Genomic DNA, 16,522 nt, shown 5'->3' on the forward strand with positions numbered 1-16,522 from the left:
ACCGCACCCCGCACAACCGGCCACCAGCCGTACCGCCACACCATCCCGGACGAGGCATACCTGAAGGGGCAACAGTTCTGATGACAGAGCCCCAGACCCTCGCCAGCGACAAGGTGATGGCCCGCTTCCAGGAAGCCCTGGACCGCCGCGGCCTCGCTGTCGCGCCCGGCCCCATCGATGACACACCCACCCCCGACGAGCCCGGCCACCCTGAGTACCACCGCCTTCGCCGGGCCGAATGGGCTCTCAGCCGCTGGGAAACCGCTACCCCCCGCCGCTACCGCCAGGCCACCGCCACCCACCCAGACGTCATCGCCTGGGCCAACCGCACGATCAACGACTTCGACAACGCAGGGGTCCTGTTGCTTTTCGGCTCCATCGGCACCGGCAAAACCCACCAGGCGTACGGCGCACTCCGCCACATCGCAGCCGCAGGCCTCCCGCACTACTCGCTCATCGCCACCACCGCCGCTGACATGCACGGCAACCTCCGCGTACACAACGGCGACCAGCAGCACGACATTGAACGCGAACTCGCCCGCTACTGCCGCGTCCCACTGCTCTTCATCGACGACATCGACGTCTTCAAGCCGTCGGAGACAACCGAGCAGAACATGTTCCGACTGATCAACGAGCGCTACAACGAGTGCCGCCCCGCGATCTTCACCAGCAACCTCCTGGTCCGCAATCCCGACGGCGGCCCCGACCTAGCCAGCGTCCTCGGCGACCGGAACGCCTCCCGCCTCTCACAGATCGCCACTGTCGTGCCCATCACCGGACCCGACCGGCGCCCCAAAATGAGGAACATCCGATGACCACCACCGCCATCGAACTCGCCGCCGTCGCCAGCATCGCGGCCGACGCGGAGCCCGAGACCTGGCTCCAGATCAACTTCCACAAGCCGTGCGGCGGTGTCACCATCCGCTACGCCTGGACCAACGGCGGCGCCGACCTCGGCGACCGCATCGACCTCCTCGCCCTGGCCGCTCCCCTGGACGCCGCCGACTGGATCCACATCACCAGCGAGCACGTCCAGACCAGCCACCGCGGACGGATCGAAATCCAGGCCCACCCGCTCCGGCCGATCCTCGCCGACGTCCAGGCCGGAGTCCGCTGCCCCACCGACCGCAACGAGTTCCTGCTCCGCGTCATCGACCTTGCAGCGACGGAGACCGGCCAGACCCCCCGGCCCGGCATGCCCCGCTGGATCGGCGTCGGCCCCACCCTCCTCGCCCGGAGAACCCCGTGAACCGCCGCCTCCGCTTCCCGCAGATGGCCGTCACCTGCACCTGGTGCCACGCACCCGCCGGCGACCTCTGCACCAACCCCTCCACCGGCCGCCTCCGCGGCCACGACACCCACGACATCCGCCGCCGTACCTGGGTCATCGACACCACCACCTGCACGGAAACCGAGTGCGAGGCCGCCCCCGGCTCCCCCTGCACCACCAGCACCGGAATCCCGCTCACCACCCACGTACACCCCGTCCGCGACGACGCCGCACACCGCGCCTACGCCGCCCAGCACGCCCACGACCAACAGCTCTCCCTCCCGGTCGGCGCCAGCCGACTCGACGACCACGACACCCGCTGAAGGAAGCTATGACCGACACCCGCAAGCAGTTGCTCGCCGATCTGATCGACGATCTCGCAGGCGAACGCCGAGCCCCGCAGATTGCCGCCGACTACCTCGTCCGCCATCGCGCACTCGTGCTCACCGAGGCCACCAACATGATTCGGACCCTGCCCCTCGATCCCGCTGTCATGGCCATGGGCGGCATGGCCGCCCAGGCGTACCGCCGTGCCCTCAACGACGCTGCGGCCGTCCTCGGCAAGCAGGCCGATCCCGTCCAGGAACGGCCCGAGGCCACCCATCAAGGCCCCAGTCCGTACCACGGCGGACTCACCACCCACCGGGGCACCCGCGAGACCTGCTCAGGTCCCGACTGCGGACCCGAGATCGACCGGCCAACCGGCCAGAAGTACCCGTGCGGCCTCGGCATGCACTGCGACACCTGCGGCATCGAGTTCCGCGGCGACTTCATCGTCACCGACACCATGACCAAGGCCGAACGCCTCGAAATCATCCGCAACCACGTGCGCACCACCCAGAACTGGGAGTGCAACGCAACCGGCGACTACTGCCCGAACTGCAAGCCCAAGACCACCAGTCCCGCCGACGAACTCCGCCAGGCCGCCAACGACCTCGAAGCCCTCCACACCGCCGCACACGGCACCACATGGCGCGTCGCCCGCGACCAGGACACCCACCCCGAAGGCGACGGCTCGTACCACGCCATCGGCATCGAGCCCACCGACTGCGACGCCGACATCATCTTCCAGGACCCGGACATCTCCGAGGAAGACGCCGCGTACATCGCTGCCATGAGCCCCGATCTCGCTCAGCAGATCGTCGAACTACTCCGCACTGAGGCATCCGTCTCCGCCGAAATCCAGCAGCAGAGCCCCGACATGACCCCCGACTCGCTTGCCGCCATGTCCCACGGCCCCCTCGCTATCGCCCGCAAGATCAACAACCGCCCCCGATAACCACCCACCGCGTGAACCGGTTCTCGACCGGGGTCGCGCGCAGGAGAACAGGAAGATCACATGGCATTGCCCACCATCACGGGAGTCGGCCGCCTCACCGCGGATCCGGAGCTGCGGTTTACCTCGTCCGGGAAGGCGGTCGCGTCCATTTCGCTCGCGTTCAACTCCCGTCGGCTGAACCGGCAGACCCAGGAGTGGGAGGACGGGGACGTCTTCTACATCCGTGGTACGGCCTGGGAGCGCCTGGCGGAGAACGCGGTCGAGACCCTGACGAAGGGCATGGAGGTCCTGGTCAGCGGCGAGGTCCGGACGGAGCGTTGGGAGAAGGACGGTCAGAAGCACGAGCGGACCGCGCTCATGATCCGTTCTATTGGCCCGTCGCTCGCGTTTGCGACCGCCCAGGTCTCCAAGGTCACCGGGAACGGGAACGGGGCGCAGAGCGGCGGCCAGGGGCGCGCGCAGGGCGCTCAAAGCGGCGCGCAGTACTCCCGGCCGCAGCAGCCCCCGCAGGACGACCCGTGGGCCACCGGCACCCCCGCCGGCTGGGGCAACGACCAGCCGCCCTTCTGACCCCACCGCCCGCCCACCAGCATCAATCCAGCTCAGGAGCAGCAGTGAAAATTCTCTACGACACGGAATTCCTCGACACGGGGACGACGATCGACCTGATCAGCATCGGGATGGTCGCGGAGGACGGCCGCGAGCTGTACGCCGTCAGCGCCGAGTTCGACCAGAGCGCCGTCCGCCGTCACGGCTGGCTCATGGCGAACGTCTGGCCCAGCCTGCCCACTCGGCGGCACGAGGGCACCCGGTGCGCGACCTGCCGCCCTTCCGGCCCCGGGCACCTCGACCTTGACCACCCGGACGTCCGGCCCCGCGCGCAGATCGCCACCTTGGTCCGCGAGTTCATCCTCGCCACCCCGAACCCGGACCTCTGGGCCTACTACAGCGCCTACGATCACGTCGCCTACGCGCAGCTCTTTGGCCCCATGTCCGACCTCCCGGCTGGGCTGCCGATGCAGACCGACGACCTGGTCACCGAGGCCAAACGACTCGGCCTCATACCGGCCGACCTGCCGAAGCAGGCCGACGGGCACCACAACGCCCTCGCGGACGCCCGGCACAACGCCGTCATGGCCGAGTACCTCGCTGAAGTCGCGAGATGAGTGAAAACACGGTGGCGGCGATCCTCGTCGTCTGCGTGACTGCCATCGTCATCGCCCGTATCTGGGCGTCGACCAAGCGCAAGTACCCGCGCTGATCCCACGCTCGACCGGACTTGGGGCCCACCTGGGGCCCGCCCCCGGCATCACGCCAGGAGCACCCGATGTTCGGACTCACTACCACCCGCCGCCTCCGTATCACCGAGGCCCAGCGGAACGAGAACGCCCGTCTCCTCATGGAGGCTTTCGCCGCGCTCAACCACGAGCAGGACTTCAGCCTCCGCGAGCGCATCGCCTACCGCCGCCGCCTCACCCGCGCCCTTGCCGCCTGCGCGCGCTACCGTGCCCAGCTCCCCAACGGCCGCCCCATCGAGCACCCCGACGAGCTTTGGTCCCTCATCGACTGGAGCCTCTGGGGCTCCGGCATGGGCGACACCTTCCGCGAGCAGCTCGCCAACCAGTTCCTCGCCGCCATCACCCCGCAGCAGCACGACCAGGCCCTCCGCCTCATCCAGGCGTGGACGGACTCCGGACGCCTGCCGCTCGGCCGCCGCCGCTACGAGGACCAACAGAACCGTCTTCATCGCGCACTCAGGGCCGTCGCCCGCTGGCGCGCCGAAGCCGCCCGCGCACACCGCACGGCCCAGCTCCTCGCCGAGCAGCTCCTCGACGCCACCAGCGGCCAGAACACCGCCGCCCGTACCGCCCTCGGCCTCGACACCAGCCCCTGGGAGCGCGCCACCGACGGCCTCAACGCCCTCATCGACTCGGGCGTGCCCTTCCACATCGAGCCGGACGGCCACATTTCCAACCCGTCCGGCACCGAGCACATCGAGTACGACCTCCTCACGAAACGCTGGCGCCTGGTCCACGACGACGAGACCCGGCCGGCCGCCGATGCCTGAGATAAGCCCCGAGCGCCTCGCCGAGATCAAGGCCCTGCCCCGGCCGACCACCCCAGCCGACGCCGCCCGCTGCTGGACCGCCCTCCAGGACCTGCTCCGCGAGCGCCAGAACCTCGTGGCCGCCCAGGCCGAAACCACCGCCGAACTCGCCACCTGGACAGGAAGCGTCGTCTGATGCCCACATTCCTCATCGCCGTCCTCCTCGGCCTCATCTCCGGCGGCGGCACGTACGCCTACACCGGCAACGCGGACCTGGCGGCCATCGTCGGCCTGGTCGTCTTCGCCGCCGTCTGGCTCGGCATCTACGCGATCTTCCTCCTCGACGAATGACCCGCACCTGCGCCGACTGCCACCGGCCGCTCCGGGACCCCGCGTCCCTCGCGGCCGGGCGCGGCCCCGTCTGCCTCGCCAAGTACCGCGCACGCCGCGGACTCCGCGCCGCCAGCCCGGATCAGCTCGCCTTCCCCACCACGAAGGACACCCACATGGAACCCACCGCCACCCGCCAGTTCACACGCGAACAGCTCGCCGACCTCGGCATCCCGCCGGCCGGACCCGACGAGAGCGACTGGACAGACGCCGTCGTCGCCGACGAGTACGTCTCCACCGGCAAGTACACCCAGCACCGGCGCACGATCTTCCAGAACGAAGAGGGCGAGTGGGCCGTCGAGTACGAGGCCAGCCTCGGCGGCCACCAGGACGAAGCACCCGACGATCACGGCTGGGACAGCGACCTCATCGAGGCGACCCCCGTCGAAGAGCGGCTCGTCCTCGTTCCGCACTGGGTACCGGTTGACTCGAACGACCAGGACGACGACGAGCCCGAGGCCGACGACCCGGACGACTCCGACTCGGACAGCAACATCTTCGCCCTCATCGCCGAGATCGCCAGCCGCCTCCGCGACGCCACCGACGGAGCCGAATACCACGGCGTCGGCCTGATCTACGACCTCGCCAACGGCCAGACCACCGTCGCTGACGCCCGCGAGCAGCTTGCCGACCTGACGTTCCGCCACATCTGACGCACCCGACGGCCGCCCCCGCTCGAACCGGGGGCGGCCACCCGCCCAGCACACCACACCCGGAGAACACCCATGGACCTGAACCAGCCGATCCCCGCCGCGCCGCCGGCATCTGACCGGGACCGGGACGCCCGCCGTACGGCCGCCGAGGAGCAGTTCGGCCCCCTCGCCGTGAAGGCGAAGCAGTTCCAGGAGGAGCAGCGCGCCCGCGAGCGCTCCGAGACGCTCGTTCAGGCCGCGCACGTCCTCGCCCGCCTCGTCGCCCAGGGCGCCTTCGACCCGTTCACGCTGATCGCCCGCCTGTTCCTCCTCGCCGACAGCACCCCGCCGGCCGAGCAGCCGACCGGCCGCTGCGGCACCGACCCGCGGACCGTCCTGTCCGCCGAAGACCGCGCCGTAGTCAACGCGTTCCAGGCGTACCTCAAGGCCAAGAACAGCCCCGAGGCCGGTGAGCAGCGATGACCGACACGAGCCTCCCTCCCTACAGCGGCGAAGGTCCGCCGTGCGCCAAGTGCGGCTACATCGGCGCCAGCACGGAATACCGGGGCGTGGGCGAGTGCATCCACGAGGTCCAGTACGACGAGGTCATCGGCGTGGAGCCGAACGAGCGTCTCCACCGCGCCTGTGCCCGCTGTGCCTTCGCCTGGGATGAAGCCGTCATCGGCCCGGCGACCGCATGACCGCGGCCCGGGTGCGCACCACCCTGTATGCCCTGTCCAGCCTTGTCCTGGCCGCTCTCGCCTGCATCGTCGGCACTGCGGGCGGGACCTGGTGGGCGATCGCCCTGTTCGCGTGCGCCGCGCTCGCCGCCGACGCGGCGGGTCTCGCTCACGACACCCGATCCCTCCACCGCCGGCCGGTACGGACGATGCCCGGGACCGCGCGCGAGGACGCCCTCGCGCTCGCCCTGGACACCGCGCAGACAGAGAACCGCGCTCTGCGCGAGGAGTTGGACCGCCGGTACCGGGCCGACGACGCGGCCGATTCGCTCCGCTACGTCGTCGACGGCCTGCCGCTCCGGCAGCCCGGACCGCATCGCCGCTGCGTCGTCTCCCACCCCACCACCACCGACACCACGGAGGACCGCACATGAACGACCAGCCCAAGGACCCGCGTCAGCCCGCCTACGACGCCGTGTACGCGCTCATCCGCACCCTGCCGCCCGTGGCCGACACCGCCGCACGCAACGCGCTCATCTGGCGCGCAGCGACGGCCGCGCTCGACGGCGCGCGCGTCGGCCACTGCGTGTCCTCGCACTGTGTCGAGGGCGGACACGTGCTCATGTCGCGCGCCGAGTACGACGAGTCCCGCGCCCTGCCCGCCCTGCTGCGGACCCCAGAGCCGGACCGTACCGCCGAGCAGACCGAGACCGTCCGTCCCGTCTGGACCGACGGCGACCCCACCATGGAGGCCGTCGCCCGCGCCGTGTGGGAGCAGTGCCAGCGCTCCGAAAGCGGCCTCGCCATCGATGACGACCCGCGCAACATCGCCGCCGCGGCAGTGGCTGCGGTCCGTACCGCCGCCGGACAGCCTGCCGACCGGGCCGCGCTGCGGGCCCGGGTCAACGAGGCGCTCGTAGACCACCTGTCACGTACCGCCGACATCCAGCCCACCAAGAGCGGCGCCCCCGCCTTCACGCCGGAGATCACCGATTCCGAACTGCGGCGGATCGTCGATGTGGTGGTGGGTGCGCTGCCCGAGTCCGGCGACCGGGCCAGCACCGCCCTGGCCGAAGTACGCCGCCTGTGCGAGATGACGATCACGGCCTCAGTGCGCGTTGACGCCATCGACCAGGCCCGCGACACCCTCGCCGCCATCGACCGAGTCATGGCCGCCGAGGCTCAGCAGCCCACCGCCGCAGAACAACCCGTCGCCCGGCGCGAGCCCCCCGAGCCCCGCTGCGACGTGACGTTCCAGAACGGCACCCAGTGCGCCAAGCCCGCCGACCACCGATCGGCCAAGATCGCCGACTTGTGCATGCCCGCCGAGACGCTCCGGCTCCACGAGCGGCGCACCCGCTGGCAGGCCGCTACCCGCAAAGCCAAGGTGACGGCCGACCGCGCGGCTGCTCTTCGCATCTACATGGCCGCGGCGGACGAGGAGCAGCGACAACTGCGCGCCGAGTTGGAGGACGCGCGGAGGGACGCGGACTATTTCCAGGGCTGGGCGGACGGAAACGGAACCAGCCTAAACACCGCGCTGGCCGACAACGCCCGCCTGCGTGCCGAGATCGAAGCCCTGACGTCCGTGGACGCCGACCGGTGCGCGGCGCTCGACCGGGTCCGCGAGCTTGCCGCCGCCATCGACACCCCGACCTGGCGGGCACCCGGCAACGAGGTCGCCGCCCGCATCCGCCTCGCCCTCAGCCCGTCCCAAGAGGACCTCACCGACCAGCCCTGAGCACACGAGAAGGGGCGCTCCCCACACAGTCCGCCCAGACCGGGAGCGCCCCCAGGTGGAGATCACCGTACCGCCCCAGCACCCCAGGAGCACCCAGTGACCACCACCCCTGACCAGCACCTCCAGTACGTCATCACCACCTGGCCCCAACTCACCGAACTCCTCACCACCCGCAACGCCGACACCTGGCCCCCGAACAACAAGGCCGAGTACACGAAGCGACTCGACGAGCACGACGCCGCCGAAGTGGCCGCCGACCGCCACGCCCAGCGCCTCGCCACCATCCGGCACGAATCCGGCCAGCTCTACTACACCTGCACCGAATGCGGCCACGCTGGCGACGGGCACCAGCACCCCGTACGCATCGACCGCGCAGAAGACGGCCTCGGTGAGCGGCCCGTACCGCTCCGGCTGCACGTGCTGGACACGATGCGAACCGTCACCATCGCGGTCACCGCGGTCGCCGACCAGATCGCCGCCGAAGTCCAGCGGGCGCCGATCACGAGCAACCGGCCGTCGAAGTTGGACCCCCGCACCATGGAGATCGAGCGCCTCGCCGCCCTCGACGCCCGCGACCCGCTCCGCTGGCGCCACAACCGGCCGGCCGACGACTCACCCGTGGCCGCCGCCCGCTGGCTCCTCGCCCGACTGCGCGAGGAGAAGGGGCCGTGCGAGCCGCTACGAGGCCACCACCGGCAGCGCATCGCCAGCGTCGCCGCCGAGGCCGCCCGGCGAATCGCCCGTGTTCTCGGTTCGGAGCGACGGCACGACCCGATGCCGCGCCCATGCCCCTGGTCCACAGGCATCCTCACCCTCCACCACGGCGGCACCGAGCCTGAGCAGGTCACCTGCGAGCACGGGCACGACTGCGCCGCACCGGTACCGGTGGTCGACGGCCGGCGGACGTGGTCGGGGCCCGAGCTGGTGGAGCTGGAGACAGCACTCGCCGCAGCGGATCGGCGCGCGAGCCGGGCGGCGGCGAAGCGTCGGCAGCGCGCGGCGAAGAACACTGTGGCCTGACCGCCGCCTCAGGTCCCGCCCGTCCCACTCCCGGGACGGGCTTTCGCCACTCCCTCGGCTACAAGTTGGTCACCGATTGACGCGATGTCGCGCCCCGCGCTGAAGTGGTACGCCAAGCTTCCAAATGTGGCTACTCCAACACAGCAAACCGAAGTTCGCACGGTTTACATCACCTGCCGACTTGGCAAAAGCGAACTCAACCGACTATTCAGCCTGGCCCCGGAAGGGATTCCCGCAGCTTCTGTCTCCATCTCTACTCAACGAGACAGCACCCGCTACAGGGCCGGGACACTCACCGACCTCGTTGACCACGTCCGCAACTCCAACGCCAGCGGAAACCTCAACGTTTGGGACAACCTCGCACTCGAAGCCGCCGACACGACGGGCGATCGAATGAGCGCGATCAACATCGACACCGAACGCGTTGTGGTCCAAGTGTCCGGGACTGACGCAACGTGGGTCCATGGCCAAGCTGCGCGCATCAAGCTGCTACTGGAGGCAGCGGGCGGCACAGAGAAGGGAGCATTGCGCGCAAGGAAGGATCTTTTAACTATGACAAAGGCCCTAGTTATCGCAATTCCCATGTTTGCAATATCTTTTCTCACAGGGGGTAGAGTTTTCCCAGAGGAGCAGTTAACGGAAAATATGCAACGGGATTATTACGTTGCTATTTGCACAATGGTCGGAACTTTTGGATTGTATTGGATTGGCTTCAAGATTGTCGAAAGGGCTAGCCGAGCCCTCCTCATCCCCACAGCAGAAGTTCCGCATGGCTCCTGGTGGGGTAGGGCCTCCAACGCCGACAAGATTTCCCTTTCATCGCTTGCAGTTGCTGCACTCTCCTTCTTCGTCGCCCTCGCCACGCTTGGCAAGGATTTCATGAAGTAGCCGCCCCCGAGTCGCACGCATTGGGTGCACCGAATGCGCGGCCAGTCGCTCTACCCCCAGATGCCGCCCGCCGCAGCACGCCATAGTCTGAAAACCCGCAGGCAGGGAGGCATCATGCCCGCCGCTATCTGGTCCGGGGCGATCAGCTTCGGGCTGGTCACCATCCCGATCAAGGTGGTCACCGCCACTCAGAGCCATGCCGTCAGCTTCCACCAGTACCACCTCGCTGATCAGGGACGAGTCCGCTACCGGAAGACCTGCGAGCTGGACGGGCAAGAGCTACCGGACGACCAGATCGGCAAGGCGTACGAACTCAGCAAAGACCAGCTCATCCCGGTCACCGATCAGGAGTTGGCCGACCTCCCGCTGCCCACGGCGAAGGCGATCGAGATCGTCGCGTTCGTGCCGGCCGACAGCATCGACCCGATCCGGCTCTCGGACAGCTACTACCTGGAAGCCTCCGGCCCGGTCGCGGCCAAGCCGTACATCCTGCTGCGCGAGGCCCTGAAGCGCAGCGAGAGGGTCGCCGTCGCGAAGTTCGCGTTGCGCGGCCGGGAACGCCTCGGGCTCCTGTCCATCAAGGAAGACGCGCTCGTCCTCCACAACATGAAATGGGACGACGAGATCCGGGACTCCGCAGAGTTGGCCCCACGCGAGACCGCGGTGGACGAGGACGAAATCGCCCAGGCCATGCAGCTCATGGACACCATGGCGGCCGAAGACCTCACCGGCTTCCGGGACGAGTACCGGGACGCGCTGGAAGAAGTGATCGCCGCCAAGCAGGAAGGCCACGAGCCGCCAGCACCCGCGCCCTCTGCTCCAGCAGCCGGCCGCGTAGTCGACCTCATGGCAGCCCTGGAGGAGTCCGTCCGGACCGCGCGCGAGTCCCGCGGCGAGGATGCGACCGTGCACGAGATGCCCGCCAAGAAGATCACCGCGAAGAAGACCGGCCGCCGAAAGCGGGCCTAGTCCAGCACGCCCAGCTCCGTGTCCGGTCGGCAGTGCCCGCACGCCTCCACCCCGTCAGCGAGAAGCCTCACCGCCTGCTCCCGCGTGAGCCTCATCGTCATGCCGGTGGCCATGTAACAGCCACCGACATGCACGCCAGTGGGCTCGCGCCGGGTACCGATACCGCGGGTGGCAACCCAGGCCGGCGGCGGAGGACGCAGCCGTTCCCGCCGCTCGGCCGCACGCGTCTCCTCTGCGGCACGCTGCTCCTCCGTGGCGATCCAACGTCGCGTGCGCTCCAGGTCGCGGAGTTGTACGCGCTCCAGCACACGTAGCGCGTACAGGCGCAGCGACGAATCTTCGGACATGCGTTCGAGTGTAATCCTGTGGGCCGCCCAGCAAACGAGCCCCCGCTCCCCGGGACCGAAAGCGAGGGCTCGGCTGGTGCGTGGCCTTACTCGTCGGTCGGACGCTCCACTGTGGCCAGCTCGATACCGCGGATCCGCCGCAACCACCGGGTCAGCACGTACAGGGAACCACCGCAGGCTGCGCACCAACCCCAGCCCTCCGTGAACAGGGTGTGCAGACCATCGCGCCACTGTATGTAGACCGCCAGAACGCCGACCACGCTGGCGATGAGTGCAGAGGCTCGGGACTCGGTGGCAAGCAGCCAGTCCACTGGCCGCCACACACCCCCCAACATGTCATGCACACGCATCCGCAGCGCCGCGAACAGGAAGCCCGCCACGAGCCTGCACTGCCATCCCAACGACAGCGATCCAGCCGTGCCGCCGTCTCCCGCCAAGATCGCCGCCCACTCGTCCCGCAGGTGTGACCGACGGCGGCCGGCGAGCCGTGCAGCTATCGACGCCGCCCGAGATGCCGATGCGGCTGGCGTCGGCATCTCGGGCGGCGCCCCGGCCCGTGAACGTCGGATCCGGTGGGTGCGCACATAGTCGTCTGCCTCGTCGGCAAAGAAGGCGGTGATGATCAGTAGGTCCCCGGAGTAGGGGAGGTCTGCCACGGCGAGGACGTGAACGCTGTGCGTGATCTTATGAACGCGGTAGCGCGGATCGAGGTGATGCGGTGTGAAGTCGCCGATCCGCAGCCTCCGCATATATTCAGCGAGATAGTCGTACGCCTTTCCTGAAGTGCCGACCAGGCTCTTAAGGGCGTCCGTGGCGAAGATGGGAACGTCTTCTCCTGTCCCCCCGAGAAGAAAAGCGCAATGTGTGCCTAAAAAGGGCCGCTCACTCATGCGACACCGCCGGATGGAGAGAAGCGCCGCCGCCGTTGCGCCCGCACAGCGAGCGCCTCGCTGGCCAACTTCCTTCCTGTTCCGGTGAGTTCGTAGTACCTGCGGGCGGGCCTGCCGGGGTGCGGCTCGGTCTCGTCCCGGCTATGGATCCATCCGCGTTCGGCGAGTCGGTCGAGGATGGGGTAGACGGTACCGGTGCCGAGGTCTGCGTCGCGGCAGATGGACAGTCCCCATGCGGGGTTGTCATCGGTCGCGGCGAGCAACACCTCCAGCACGCCAATGGTCGGCTTTGTCAGCCGGATAGTTGACATACCACCAGTAGAGCATGTGTCGAGAACGGCACACAAACGGTTACGCGCCATATCGATCGGCACCGGCAATGCCCTTCGCTACGATCCGAAGCCCCGGGCCCGCAGGAACTCCACCAGATCACCCACCGCTACTCCTCGCTGTCTCGGCGCTTCAGGTCCGTACGTTCGCCCTGGCGCGACTTCCTGCCCGCGAAGTACGGGCGGGCCACCCGGTAGTCCACTGCCAGCGACCGGCCGATCGGCACCACGGGCGGGAAGCCCTCGGGATCGTCTCGGCGGATCTGCGAAATCCGCTGGTGAGTGATCCGTTCGACGACGCCCTCGTCAACCAGCCGTCGGGCCAGCTCCCTGAACGACACCATGTCTGGCCCTCCTTCGTCGTCGGCCATGGGCACCCATCCTCCCCGACCTCGTTGCCATATGGCAAGGAAGTGGCTACGGTCGTACTCGGTAACGGGAAAGCCCCCCGGCCCATGTGGCGGTGCAACGCCGGACCGGGGGGCGGACCCATCCACACCACGAACGAAATGGGTCCGTCATGGATCGTATCCACCTCACCCAACTCGCCCCCGTCCTCGGCGCGACCGCGGACCGCCTCGCCACCACCAGCCCCAGCGCGGCCATGAGCCCGGCCGCGCTCCACATGGGGATCCAGCTCAGCGTCTGGGACCGGCACGGCGCCTACAACACGGCCGCCGTAGGCCGCGACATCACGCGCGCCCTGGCCGCCACCGCCGAACTGCCCCTCGTCGGCACCTGCGCTCAGTACGCCGTCCGGCTCCGCTCGTACCTCCAGCCGAACACCCATGGCTGACAGCGCCAGACCGGCCAGCATCAGCCCGGCCGCCGTCGCTGCCGCATACAACCGGGGCCGTACGGCCGCCGCACGCGTCCGCCACGGAGTCCGGCCGCCCAGCAGCCCCAGCGCGCGCAACGCGCTCGCGGCCGCGCGCACCGCGGGCAACGCCGCCGGCAGCCACTGACCCGTCGCCAGGTACCCCTACCCCGCCCGGCGAGTACCTGCCCGCCGCGCCCGAGTACCCCCTAACTCGCCCTACCCGGAGCACATCCGTGTCCTACGACCTGCTCAGCCGCGCCGCGACCGATCACCCCTGGCACGCCCTCGCCGCCGCCCTGGCCCTCCTCGCCGTACTCACCCTCGCCGCCCTACTCGCCGCGCGGGCGTTCTCCGTACCCGTCACCGTCGCCGCGGCCGGCGCCCTCGTCTGCACCACGTACAGCGCCGACACGAGCTGGCGGTTCGCCGAGCACAGCCTCGGCATGACCGACAGCCGCGAGCGTCTCGTCATGTTCGCCGCCGCCGAACTGGCCCTGCTCGCCTGCGCGGTGATGGCCCGCGCGAACAAGCACGCGACCACCACCGCCTCAGCAGCAGGTAGGGCGGGTACCCCCGGGGTACTCGTCTGGGGCGTCACCGGAGTACAGGTCATCCCCGCCTACTCCGAGTCCGGCATCGTCGGCGGTACGGTCCGCGCGATCATCGGCCCGGTGATGGCTGGCCTGCTCTGGCACCTCGCGATGGGCCTGGAGATCCGGGTCACCAGGCCCGGTGCCCTGTCCACCGGCCTGCCCGCGATGGTCGGCCGTGAGCTGCGCGAACGCCTGCTCTCCTACCTCGGCCTGGCCACGCGGGACCGTACCGCGGAGCAGATCACCCGGGACCGGGCGACCGCCCGCGCCGTACGCCTCGCCTCCCGGCGCCTGCACACCCCGTGGGGGAGGCACCGGCTCGCCGCTGCCGTCGCACGCTCTGGCGCGGCCGACGATCCGGCCCAGCACGACCGGCTCATGCACCAGCTCGCCGCCCGCCGCACCGCCGGCCAGCTCGCCACCATCACCATCGCCTCCCCCTGGCGCGCCCCGACCGAGTACGGGACGACGGTCGAGCGGGTACCCGTACCCGAGGACACCCCGCCCGTACCCGCCGTACCTGTGCAGGCGCGCCCGGCGCTGCCCGCGCCCCCGCCCGCCGTACCCGCGGGCGCCCGGCTCCTGCCGGTCGTTTGTCGGCGTGCCGTGAAGTCCGCCCCGTATGAGGAGTTCCGCGAGGGCGCGGCCGCGCTCGGCGCGTTCCCCGCCGTACCGCCGCGTACCCGCCCGGAGGTACACGTCAGGTACGTACCCGAGGTGCCCGAGTACCCCCAACCCGCCGTACCTGGCCCCGGGGTACCGGAGGCCGAGGAGGAGGTACCCGCAGGCGACCTCGACGTCCCCGACCCGGACCCCCTCATCGAAAAGGCCCGCGACGACTTCCCCGACGGCACACCCGGCGTCGCCACCCTCAAAAAGACATATGGGATCGGGCAGGCGCGGGCGCAGCGGGTGCGGGACGCTCTCAAGGTGCTGGCTTGAGTAGCGCGCCCGAGTCCGATGGTGAGCAGGTCCTCCGGCGGTGGCTGCGCCGGAAGATCGACGGGCCCGCCGCCGACGAGCCGCCCGTACCGGCCCCGCTGGTCCAGGTCCACGTCATCCCCGACCCGGCCCAGCCGGTCGACGAGCCGGAGGACCGGCCGCAGGACGACGACGAACTCGAGGACGAGGAGGACCAGGAGGCGGAGCAGCGCCCGGCCCGGGACTGGTGGTCCCTGCCCCGGCGCCATCCCGCCGAGCCGGTCCAACCGCACCCGGTCGAGTACGCACCCGGCGTCCACGTCACCATCAACCAGCCCGAACCCCCACCCCCGGCGCCGCCGGTGGACGAGCGCGCACAGCGGCGTCTCGCCCTGATCCGCCGCTGGCTCGCCTTCCACGGCTCGGGCGCGGCGGTCGGCTGGTACGCGGGCCTCGGTCCCGCCATGGCCGATCTCCTCGCCGACAGCGGCGACTCCGGGTCCGCGGTCGGTATCGGCCTCATCCTCGTCACGCTCATCCCGACCAGCTATCTGCCCGGCCTGCCTCACATTCCGCCCCCGCTGCGCCCCATCACGGTGTGGCTGTGCCGGATCCCCGCCGCGACCGCCGCGCTCGCCCTCGTCCTCAACACGCCCAACGCCCTGATCTAGGAGTTCTCCGTGTACGTCACTCTCGCCGCCGCCGAGACTGGGGCCGCCGTGGGCATGGGCGCCGGCGGTATCGCGCTCGTCCTCACACTGCTCCTGGTCCTCGGCGTGAAGGGCAAGGGCAAGGTCCGGCTCAAGAACAACCCCGCAGTGGTGACCGCGTTCCTCACCGGTACTGCGTTCACCGCGGCCGGGCAGGTCTGGGGCAACCCGGCGCGGCTCACGGAGCAGGGGCTCAGCGGCCTCGGGGTCGGCACCGGCGGCACCGGCGTACTCGGCGACGTCCGTATCGCCGCCGTGGCCGCCGCGCTCCTGGTCGTGATCCTGTGCTGGGAGCTGAACCCCCGGCGCGGCGCGGCCATCGGCCTGACCGCCTCGTTCGTGTGGCCGCTCTGCGGGCCGGGCAGTGTTTTCGCCGCGCCCTCCGAGCTGGCGGCCGGGGTCCTGATGATGATCGGCGGCTCGTGATGCGCGTCTGGATAGCCATCTGGACCGGCTCCGGCATCCTCGCCCGCCGCATCGGGATGTGGCTCGCCGGGGGAGTAACGCACCGACTCATCCTGATCGTCGTGGCGGCGCTGTTCGCCCGGGGCCTGCCCTACACCACAGCCATCGCCTGCACCTGCGCTCTGCTCTGGATCATCACCGCCATTGCTCTCGGGCTCGCGGCCGACGTCGCCCCGGCACCGGCCGCGGCGACCACCGCCCGGGCCGCGACGGACGAGACCGAGCAGGAGGGGCAGGAGGAAGAGCCGGCCCCCGAGCCCGAGCCGCACCCCTCCGAGACACTCAGCCTGGAGATCACCGCCCACCACCTCCGCGCCCTCCTCCAGGAGACCGGTGGAGTGCACCTGACCGCGCTCTCCGGCCGCCTCACCGAGGCCCTTCCCGGCACCTCCTGGACCACCGCCCAGACCCGCTCGCTCCTGGTCCGCGTGGGCATCCGCGTACGGGACGGCGTACGGGTGCCCGGGGTGGGCGGCCGGGAGGGAGTGCACCGGGACGACATCCCACCGGCCCCCTCCCCCGCCCCGGAGC

The 16,522-nt window shown here is 70.0% G+C and carries 27 protein-coding genes; 23 read left to right on the forward strand and 4 right to left on the reverse strand.

Features of this window, described 5'->3' with window-relative positions:
* Nucleotides 1-80: 80 nt before the first annotated feature.
* The 17 genes from WH07_RS16855 (at nucleotide 81) to ku (ending at nucleotide 10,916) form a co-directional block, all read left to right on the forward strand.
* Nucleotides 81-815, forward strand: coding sequence for an ATP-binding protein (locus tag WH07_RS16855; RefSeq protein WP_046500752.1), 735 nt, complete (start codon nucleotides 81-83; stop codon nucleotides 813-815).
* Nucleotides 812-1,249 carry a hypothetical protein gene (locus WH07_RS16860; protein WP_046500753.1) on the forward strand — a complete coding sequence of 146 codons (438 nt, stop codon included), beginning with the start codon at nucleotides 812-814 and terminating at the stop codon, nucleotides 1,247-1,249. The genes WH07_RS16855 and WH07_RS16860 overlap by 4 nt, the downstream gene beginning before the upstream one ends.
* Nucleotides 1,246-1,593 carry a zinc finger domain-containing protein gene (locus WH07_RS16865; protein ID WP_046500754.1) on the forward strand — a complete coding sequence of 116 codons (348 nt, stop codon included), beginning with the start codon at nucleotides 1,246-1,248 and terminating at the stop codon, nucleotides 1,591-1,593. The genes WH07_RS16860 and WH07_RS16865 overlap by 4 nt, the downstream gene beginning before the upstream one ends.
* Nucleotides 1,594-1,601: 8 nt before the next feature.
* Nucleotides 1,602-2,549: a hypothetical protein gene (locus WH07_RS16870; protein WP_046500755.1), complete on the forward strand. Its 948-nt coding sequence runs from the start codon at nucleotides 1,602-1,604 to the stop codon at nucleotides 2,547-2,549.
* Nucleotides 2,550-2,609: 60 nt separating this feature from the next.
* Nucleotides 2,610-3,119 (forward strand): single-stranded DNA-binding protein, encoded by a 510-nt coding sequence (ssb, locus tag WH07_RS16875; protein WP_046500756.1) that lies wholly within the window; start codon nucleotides 2,610-2,612, stop codon nucleotides 3,117-3,119.
* A gap of 44 nt (nucleotides 3,120-3,163) precedes the next feature.
* Nucleotides 3,164-3,715 (forward strand): 3'-5' exoribonuclease, encoded by a 552-nt coding sequence (locus tag WH07_RS16880; RefSeq protein WP_046500757.1) that lies wholly within the window; start codon nucleotides 3,164-3,166, stop codon nucleotides 3,713-3,715.
* Between the two features lie 161 nt (nucleotides 3,716-3,876).
* A complete protein-coding gene (locus WH07_RS16885) occupies nucleotides 3,877-4,617 on the forward strand; it encodes a hypothetical protein (protein ID WP_046500758.1) in 741 nt (246 codons plus the stop codon).
* Nucleotides 4,610-4,792, forward strand: coding sequence for a hypothetical protein (locus WH07_RS16890; protein WP_046500759.1), 183 nt, complete (start codon nucleotides 4,610-4,612; stop codon nucleotides 4,790-4,792). Before WH07_RS16885 ends, WH07_RS16890 begins: the two co-directional genes overlap by 8 nt.
* Nucleotides 4,792-4,947, forward strand: coding sequence for a hypothetical protein (locus WH07_RS39790; RefSeq protein WP_157877365.1), 156 nt, complete (start codon nucleotides 4,792-4,794; stop codon nucleotides 4,945-4,947). Before WH07_RS16890 ends, WH07_RS39790 begins: the two co-directional genes overlap by 1 nt.
* The gene (locus tag WH07_RS16895; protein WP_046500760.1) at nucleotides 4,944-5,639 is read left to right on the forward strand and encodes a DUF6011 domain-containing protein; all 696 of its coding nucleotides are present in this window, start codon (nucleotides 4,944-4,946) and stop codon (nucleotides 5,637-5,639) included. The genes WH07_RS39790 and WH07_RS16895 overlap by 4 nt, the downstream gene beginning before the upstream one ends.
* A 72-nt stretch (nucleotides 5,640-5,711) precedes the next feature.
* On the forward strand, nucleotides 5,712-6,101 hold the full coding sequence (locus WH07_RS16900) for a hypothetical protein (protein ID WP_046500761.1): 390 nt from the start codon (nucleotides 5,712-5,714) through the stop codon (nucleotides 6,099-6,101).
* Nucleotides 6,098-6,319 (forward strand): hypothetical protein, encoded by a 222-nt coding sequence (locus WH07_RS16905; protein WP_046500762.1) that lies wholly within the window; start codon nucleotides 6,098-6,100, stop codon nucleotides 6,317-6,319. The genes WH07_RS16900 and WH07_RS16905 overlap by 4 nt, the downstream gene beginning before the upstream one ends.
* 11 nt (nucleotides 6,320-6,330) lie before the next feature.
* Nucleotides 6,331-6,732 (forward strand): hypothetical protein, encoded by a 402-nt coding sequence (locus tag WH07_RS16910; RefSeq protein ID WP_157877366.1) that lies wholly within the window; start codon nucleotides 6,331-6,333, stop codon nucleotides 6,730-6,732.
* A complete protein-coding gene (locus tag WH07_RS16915; RefSeq protein ID WP_046500764.1) occupies nucleotides 6,729-8,039 on the forward strand; it encodes a hypothetical protein in 1,311 nt (436 codons plus the stop codon). Before WH07_RS16910 ends, WH07_RS16915 begins: the two co-directional genes overlap by 4 nt.
* A 96-nt stretch (nucleotides 8,040-8,135) precedes the next feature.
* Nucleotides 8,136-9,059: a hypothetical protein gene (locus WH07_RS16920; RefSeq protein WP_046500765.1), complete on the forward strand. Its 924-nt coding sequence runs from the start codon at nucleotides 8,136-8,138 to the stop codon at nucleotides 9,057-9,059.
* 84 nt (nucleotides 9,060-9,143) lie between these two features.
* Entirely contained in the window at nucleotides 9,144-9,947 is an 804-nt protein-coding gene (locus tag WH07_RS39795) for a hypothetical protein (RefSeq protein ID WP_157877367.1), read from the forward strand.
* Nucleotides 9,948-10,061: 114 nt separating this feature from the next.
* Entirely contained in the window at nucleotides 10,062-10,916 is an 855-nt protein-coding gene (ku, locus tag WH07_RS16925; RefSeq protein ID WP_046500766.1) for a non-homologous end joining protein Ku, read from the forward strand.
* On the opposite strand, the gene WH07_RS16930 is transcribed toward ku, so the two are convergent.
* The 4 genes from WH07_RS16930 to WH07_RS16945 all read right to left on the reverse strand — a co-directional run bounded on the left by WH07_RS16930 (nucleotide 10,913) and on the right by WH07_RS16945 (nucleotide 12,826).
* Nucleotides 10,913-11,263 carry a DUF6233 domain-containing protein gene (locus WH07_RS16930; protein WP_046500767.1) on the reverse strand — a complete coding sequence of 117 codons (351 nt, stop codon included), beginning with the start codon at nucleotides 11,261-11,263 and terminating at the stop codon, nucleotides 10,913-10,915. The genes ku and WH07_RS16930 overlap by 4 nt on opposite strands.
* 86 nt (nucleotides 11,264-11,349) lie before the next feature.
* Nucleotides 11,350-12,153 carry a hypothetical protein gene (locus WH07_RS16935; RefSeq protein WP_157877368.1) on the reverse strand — a complete coding sequence of 268 codons (804 nt, stop codon included), beginning with the start codon at nucleotides 12,151-12,153 and terminating at the stop codon, nucleotides 11,350-11,352.
* Entirely contained in the window at nucleotides 12,150-12,464 is a 315-nt protein-coding gene (locus WH07_RS16940) for a PadR family transcriptional regulator (protein WP_046500768.1), read from the reverse strand. The genes WH07_RS16935 and WH07_RS16940 overlap by 4 nt, the downstream gene beginning before the upstream one ends.
* Before the next feature lie 128 nt (nucleotides 12,465-12,592).
* A complete protein-coding gene (locus WH07_RS16945; RefSeq protein WP_046500769.1) occupies nucleotides 12,593-12,826 on the reverse strand; it encodes a hypothetical protein in 234 nt (77 codons plus the stop codon).
* A 176-nt stretch (nucleotides 12,827-13,002) separates the two neighbouring features.
* Between WH07_RS16945 and WH07_RS16950 the strand changes: the two genes are divergently transcribed.
* From WH07_RS16950 to WH07_RS16970, 6 genes are all read left to right on the forward strand, one after another.
* A complete protein-coding gene (locus WH07_RS16950) occupies nucleotides 13,003-13,278 on the forward strand; it encodes a hypothetical protein (RefSeq protein WP_046500770.1) in 276 nt (91 codons plus the stop codon).
* Nucleotides 13,271-13,447, forward strand: coding sequence for a hypothetical protein (locus WH07_RS39800; RefSeq protein ID WP_157877369.1), 177 nt, complete (start codon nucleotides 13,271-13,273; stop codon nucleotides 13,445-13,447). Before WH07_RS16950 ends, WH07_RS39800 begins: the two co-directional genes overlap by 8 nt.
* A gap of 88 nt (nucleotides 13,448-13,535) precedes the next feature.
* Complete coding sequence (locus WH07_RS16955) at nucleotides 13,536-14,837, forward strand: hypothetical protein (protein ID WP_052744438.1); 1,302 nt, start codon at nucleotides 13,536-13,538, stop codon at nucleotides 14,835-14,837.
* Nucleotides 14,834-15,487 (forward strand): hypothetical protein, encoded by a 654-nt coding sequence (locus tag WH07_RS16960; RefSeq protein ID WP_046500772.1) that lies wholly within the window; start codon nucleotides 14,834-14,836, stop codon nucleotides 15,485-15,487. Before WH07_RS16955 ends, WH07_RS16960 begins: the two co-directional genes overlap by 4 nt.
* Before the next feature lie 9 nt (nucleotides 15,488-15,496).
* Nucleotides 15,497-15,952 (forward strand): hypothetical protein, encoded by a 456-nt coding sequence (locus WH07_RS16965; RefSeq protein WP_046500773.1) that lies wholly within the window; start codon nucleotides 15,497-15,499, stop codon nucleotides 15,950-15,952.
* Nucleotides 15,952-16,522, forward strand: a 571-nt coding sequence (locus WH07_RS16970) for a hypothetical protein (RefSeq protein WP_046500774.1), incomplete at its 3' end; no start/stop codon positions are given. The genes WH07_RS16965 and WH07_RS16970, both read left to right, overlap by 1 nt.

The sequence above is a fragment of the Streptomyces odonnellii genome (genome assembly GCF_000981895.1).
Lineage (GTDB): Bacteria > Actinomycetota > Actinomycetes > Streptomycetales > Streptomycetaceae > Streptomyces > Streptomyces odonnellii.

Bases quoted from the DNA above. Each gene is read 5' to 3' on its own strand.
- WH07_RS39800 (WP_157877369.1), top strand. From the start codon at position 13,271: ATGGCTGACAGCGCCAGACCGGCCAGCATCAGCCCGGCCGCCGTCGCT.
- WH07_RS16950 (WP_046500770.1), top strand. From the start codon at position 13,003: ATGGATCGTATCCACCTCACCCAACTCGCCCCCGTCCTCGGCGCGACC.
- WH07_RS16895 (WP_046500760.1), top strand. From the start codon at position 4,944: ATGACCCGCACCTGCGCCGACTGCCACCGGCCGCTCCGGGACCCCGCG.
- WH07_RS16860 (WP_046500753.1), top strand. From the start codon at position 812: ATGACCACCACCGCCATCGAACTCGCCGCCGTCGCCAGCATCGCGGCC.
- WH07_RS16945 (WP_046500769.1), bottom strand. From the start codon at position 12,826: ATGGTGTCGTTCAGGGAGCTGGCCCGACGGCTGGTTGACGAGGGCGTC.
- WH07_RS16935 (WP_157877368.1), bottom strand. From the start codon at position 12,153: ATGAGTGAGCGGCCCTTTTTAGGCACACATTGCGCTTTTCTTCTCGGG.
- WH07_RS16930 (WP_046500767.1), bottom strand. From the start codon at position 11,263: ATGTCCGAAGATTCGTCGCTGCGCCTGTACGCGCTACGTGTGCTGGAG.
- WH07_RS16915 (WP_046500764.1), top strand. From the start codon at position 6,729: ATGAACGACCAGCCCAAGGACCCGCGTCAGCCCGCCTACGACGCCGTG.
- ku (WP_046500766.1), top strand. From the start codon at position 10,062: ATGCCCGCCGCTATCTGGTCCGGGGCGATCAGCTTCGGGCTGGTCACC.
- WH07_RS16885 (WP_046500758.1), top strand. From the start codon at position 3,877: ATGTTCGGACTCACTACCACCCGCCGCCTCCGTATCACCGAGGCCCAG.
- ssb (WP_046500756.1), top strand. From the start codon at position 2,610: ATGGCATTGCCCACCATCACGGGAGTCGGCCGCCTCACCGCGGATCCG.
- WH07_RS39790 (WP_157877365.1), top strand. From the start codon at position 4,792: ATGCCCACATTCCTCATCGCCGTCCTCCTCGGCCTCATCTCCGGCGGC.
- WH07_RS16905 (WP_046500762.1), top strand. From the start codon at position 6,098: ATGACCGACACGAGCCTCCCTCCCTACAGCGGCGAAGGTCCGCCGTGC.
- WH07_RS16870 (WP_046500755.1), top strand. From the start codon at position 1,602: ATGACCGACACCCGCAAGCAGTTGCTCGCCGATCTGATCGACGATCTC.
- WH07_RS16900 (WP_046500761.1), top strand. From the start codon at position 5,712: ATGGACCTGAACCAGCCGATCCCCGCCGCGCCGCCGGCATCTGACCGG.
- WH07_RS16890 (WP_046500759.1), top strand. From the start codon at position 4,610: ATGCCTGAGATAAGCCCCGAGCGCCTCGCCGAGATCAAGGCCCTGCCC.
- WH07_RS16940 (WP_046500768.1), bottom strand. From the start codon at position 12,464: ATGTCAACTATCCGGCTGACAAAGCCGACCATTGGCGTGCTGGAGGTG.
- WH07_RS16855 (WP_046500752.1), top strand. From the start codon at position 81: ATGACAGAGCCCCAGACCCTCGCCAGCGACAAGGTGATGGCCCGCTTC.
- WH07_RS39795 (WP_157877367.1), top strand. From the start codon at position 9,144: ATGTCGCGCCCCGCGCTGAAGTGGTACGCCAAGCTTCCAAATGTGGCT.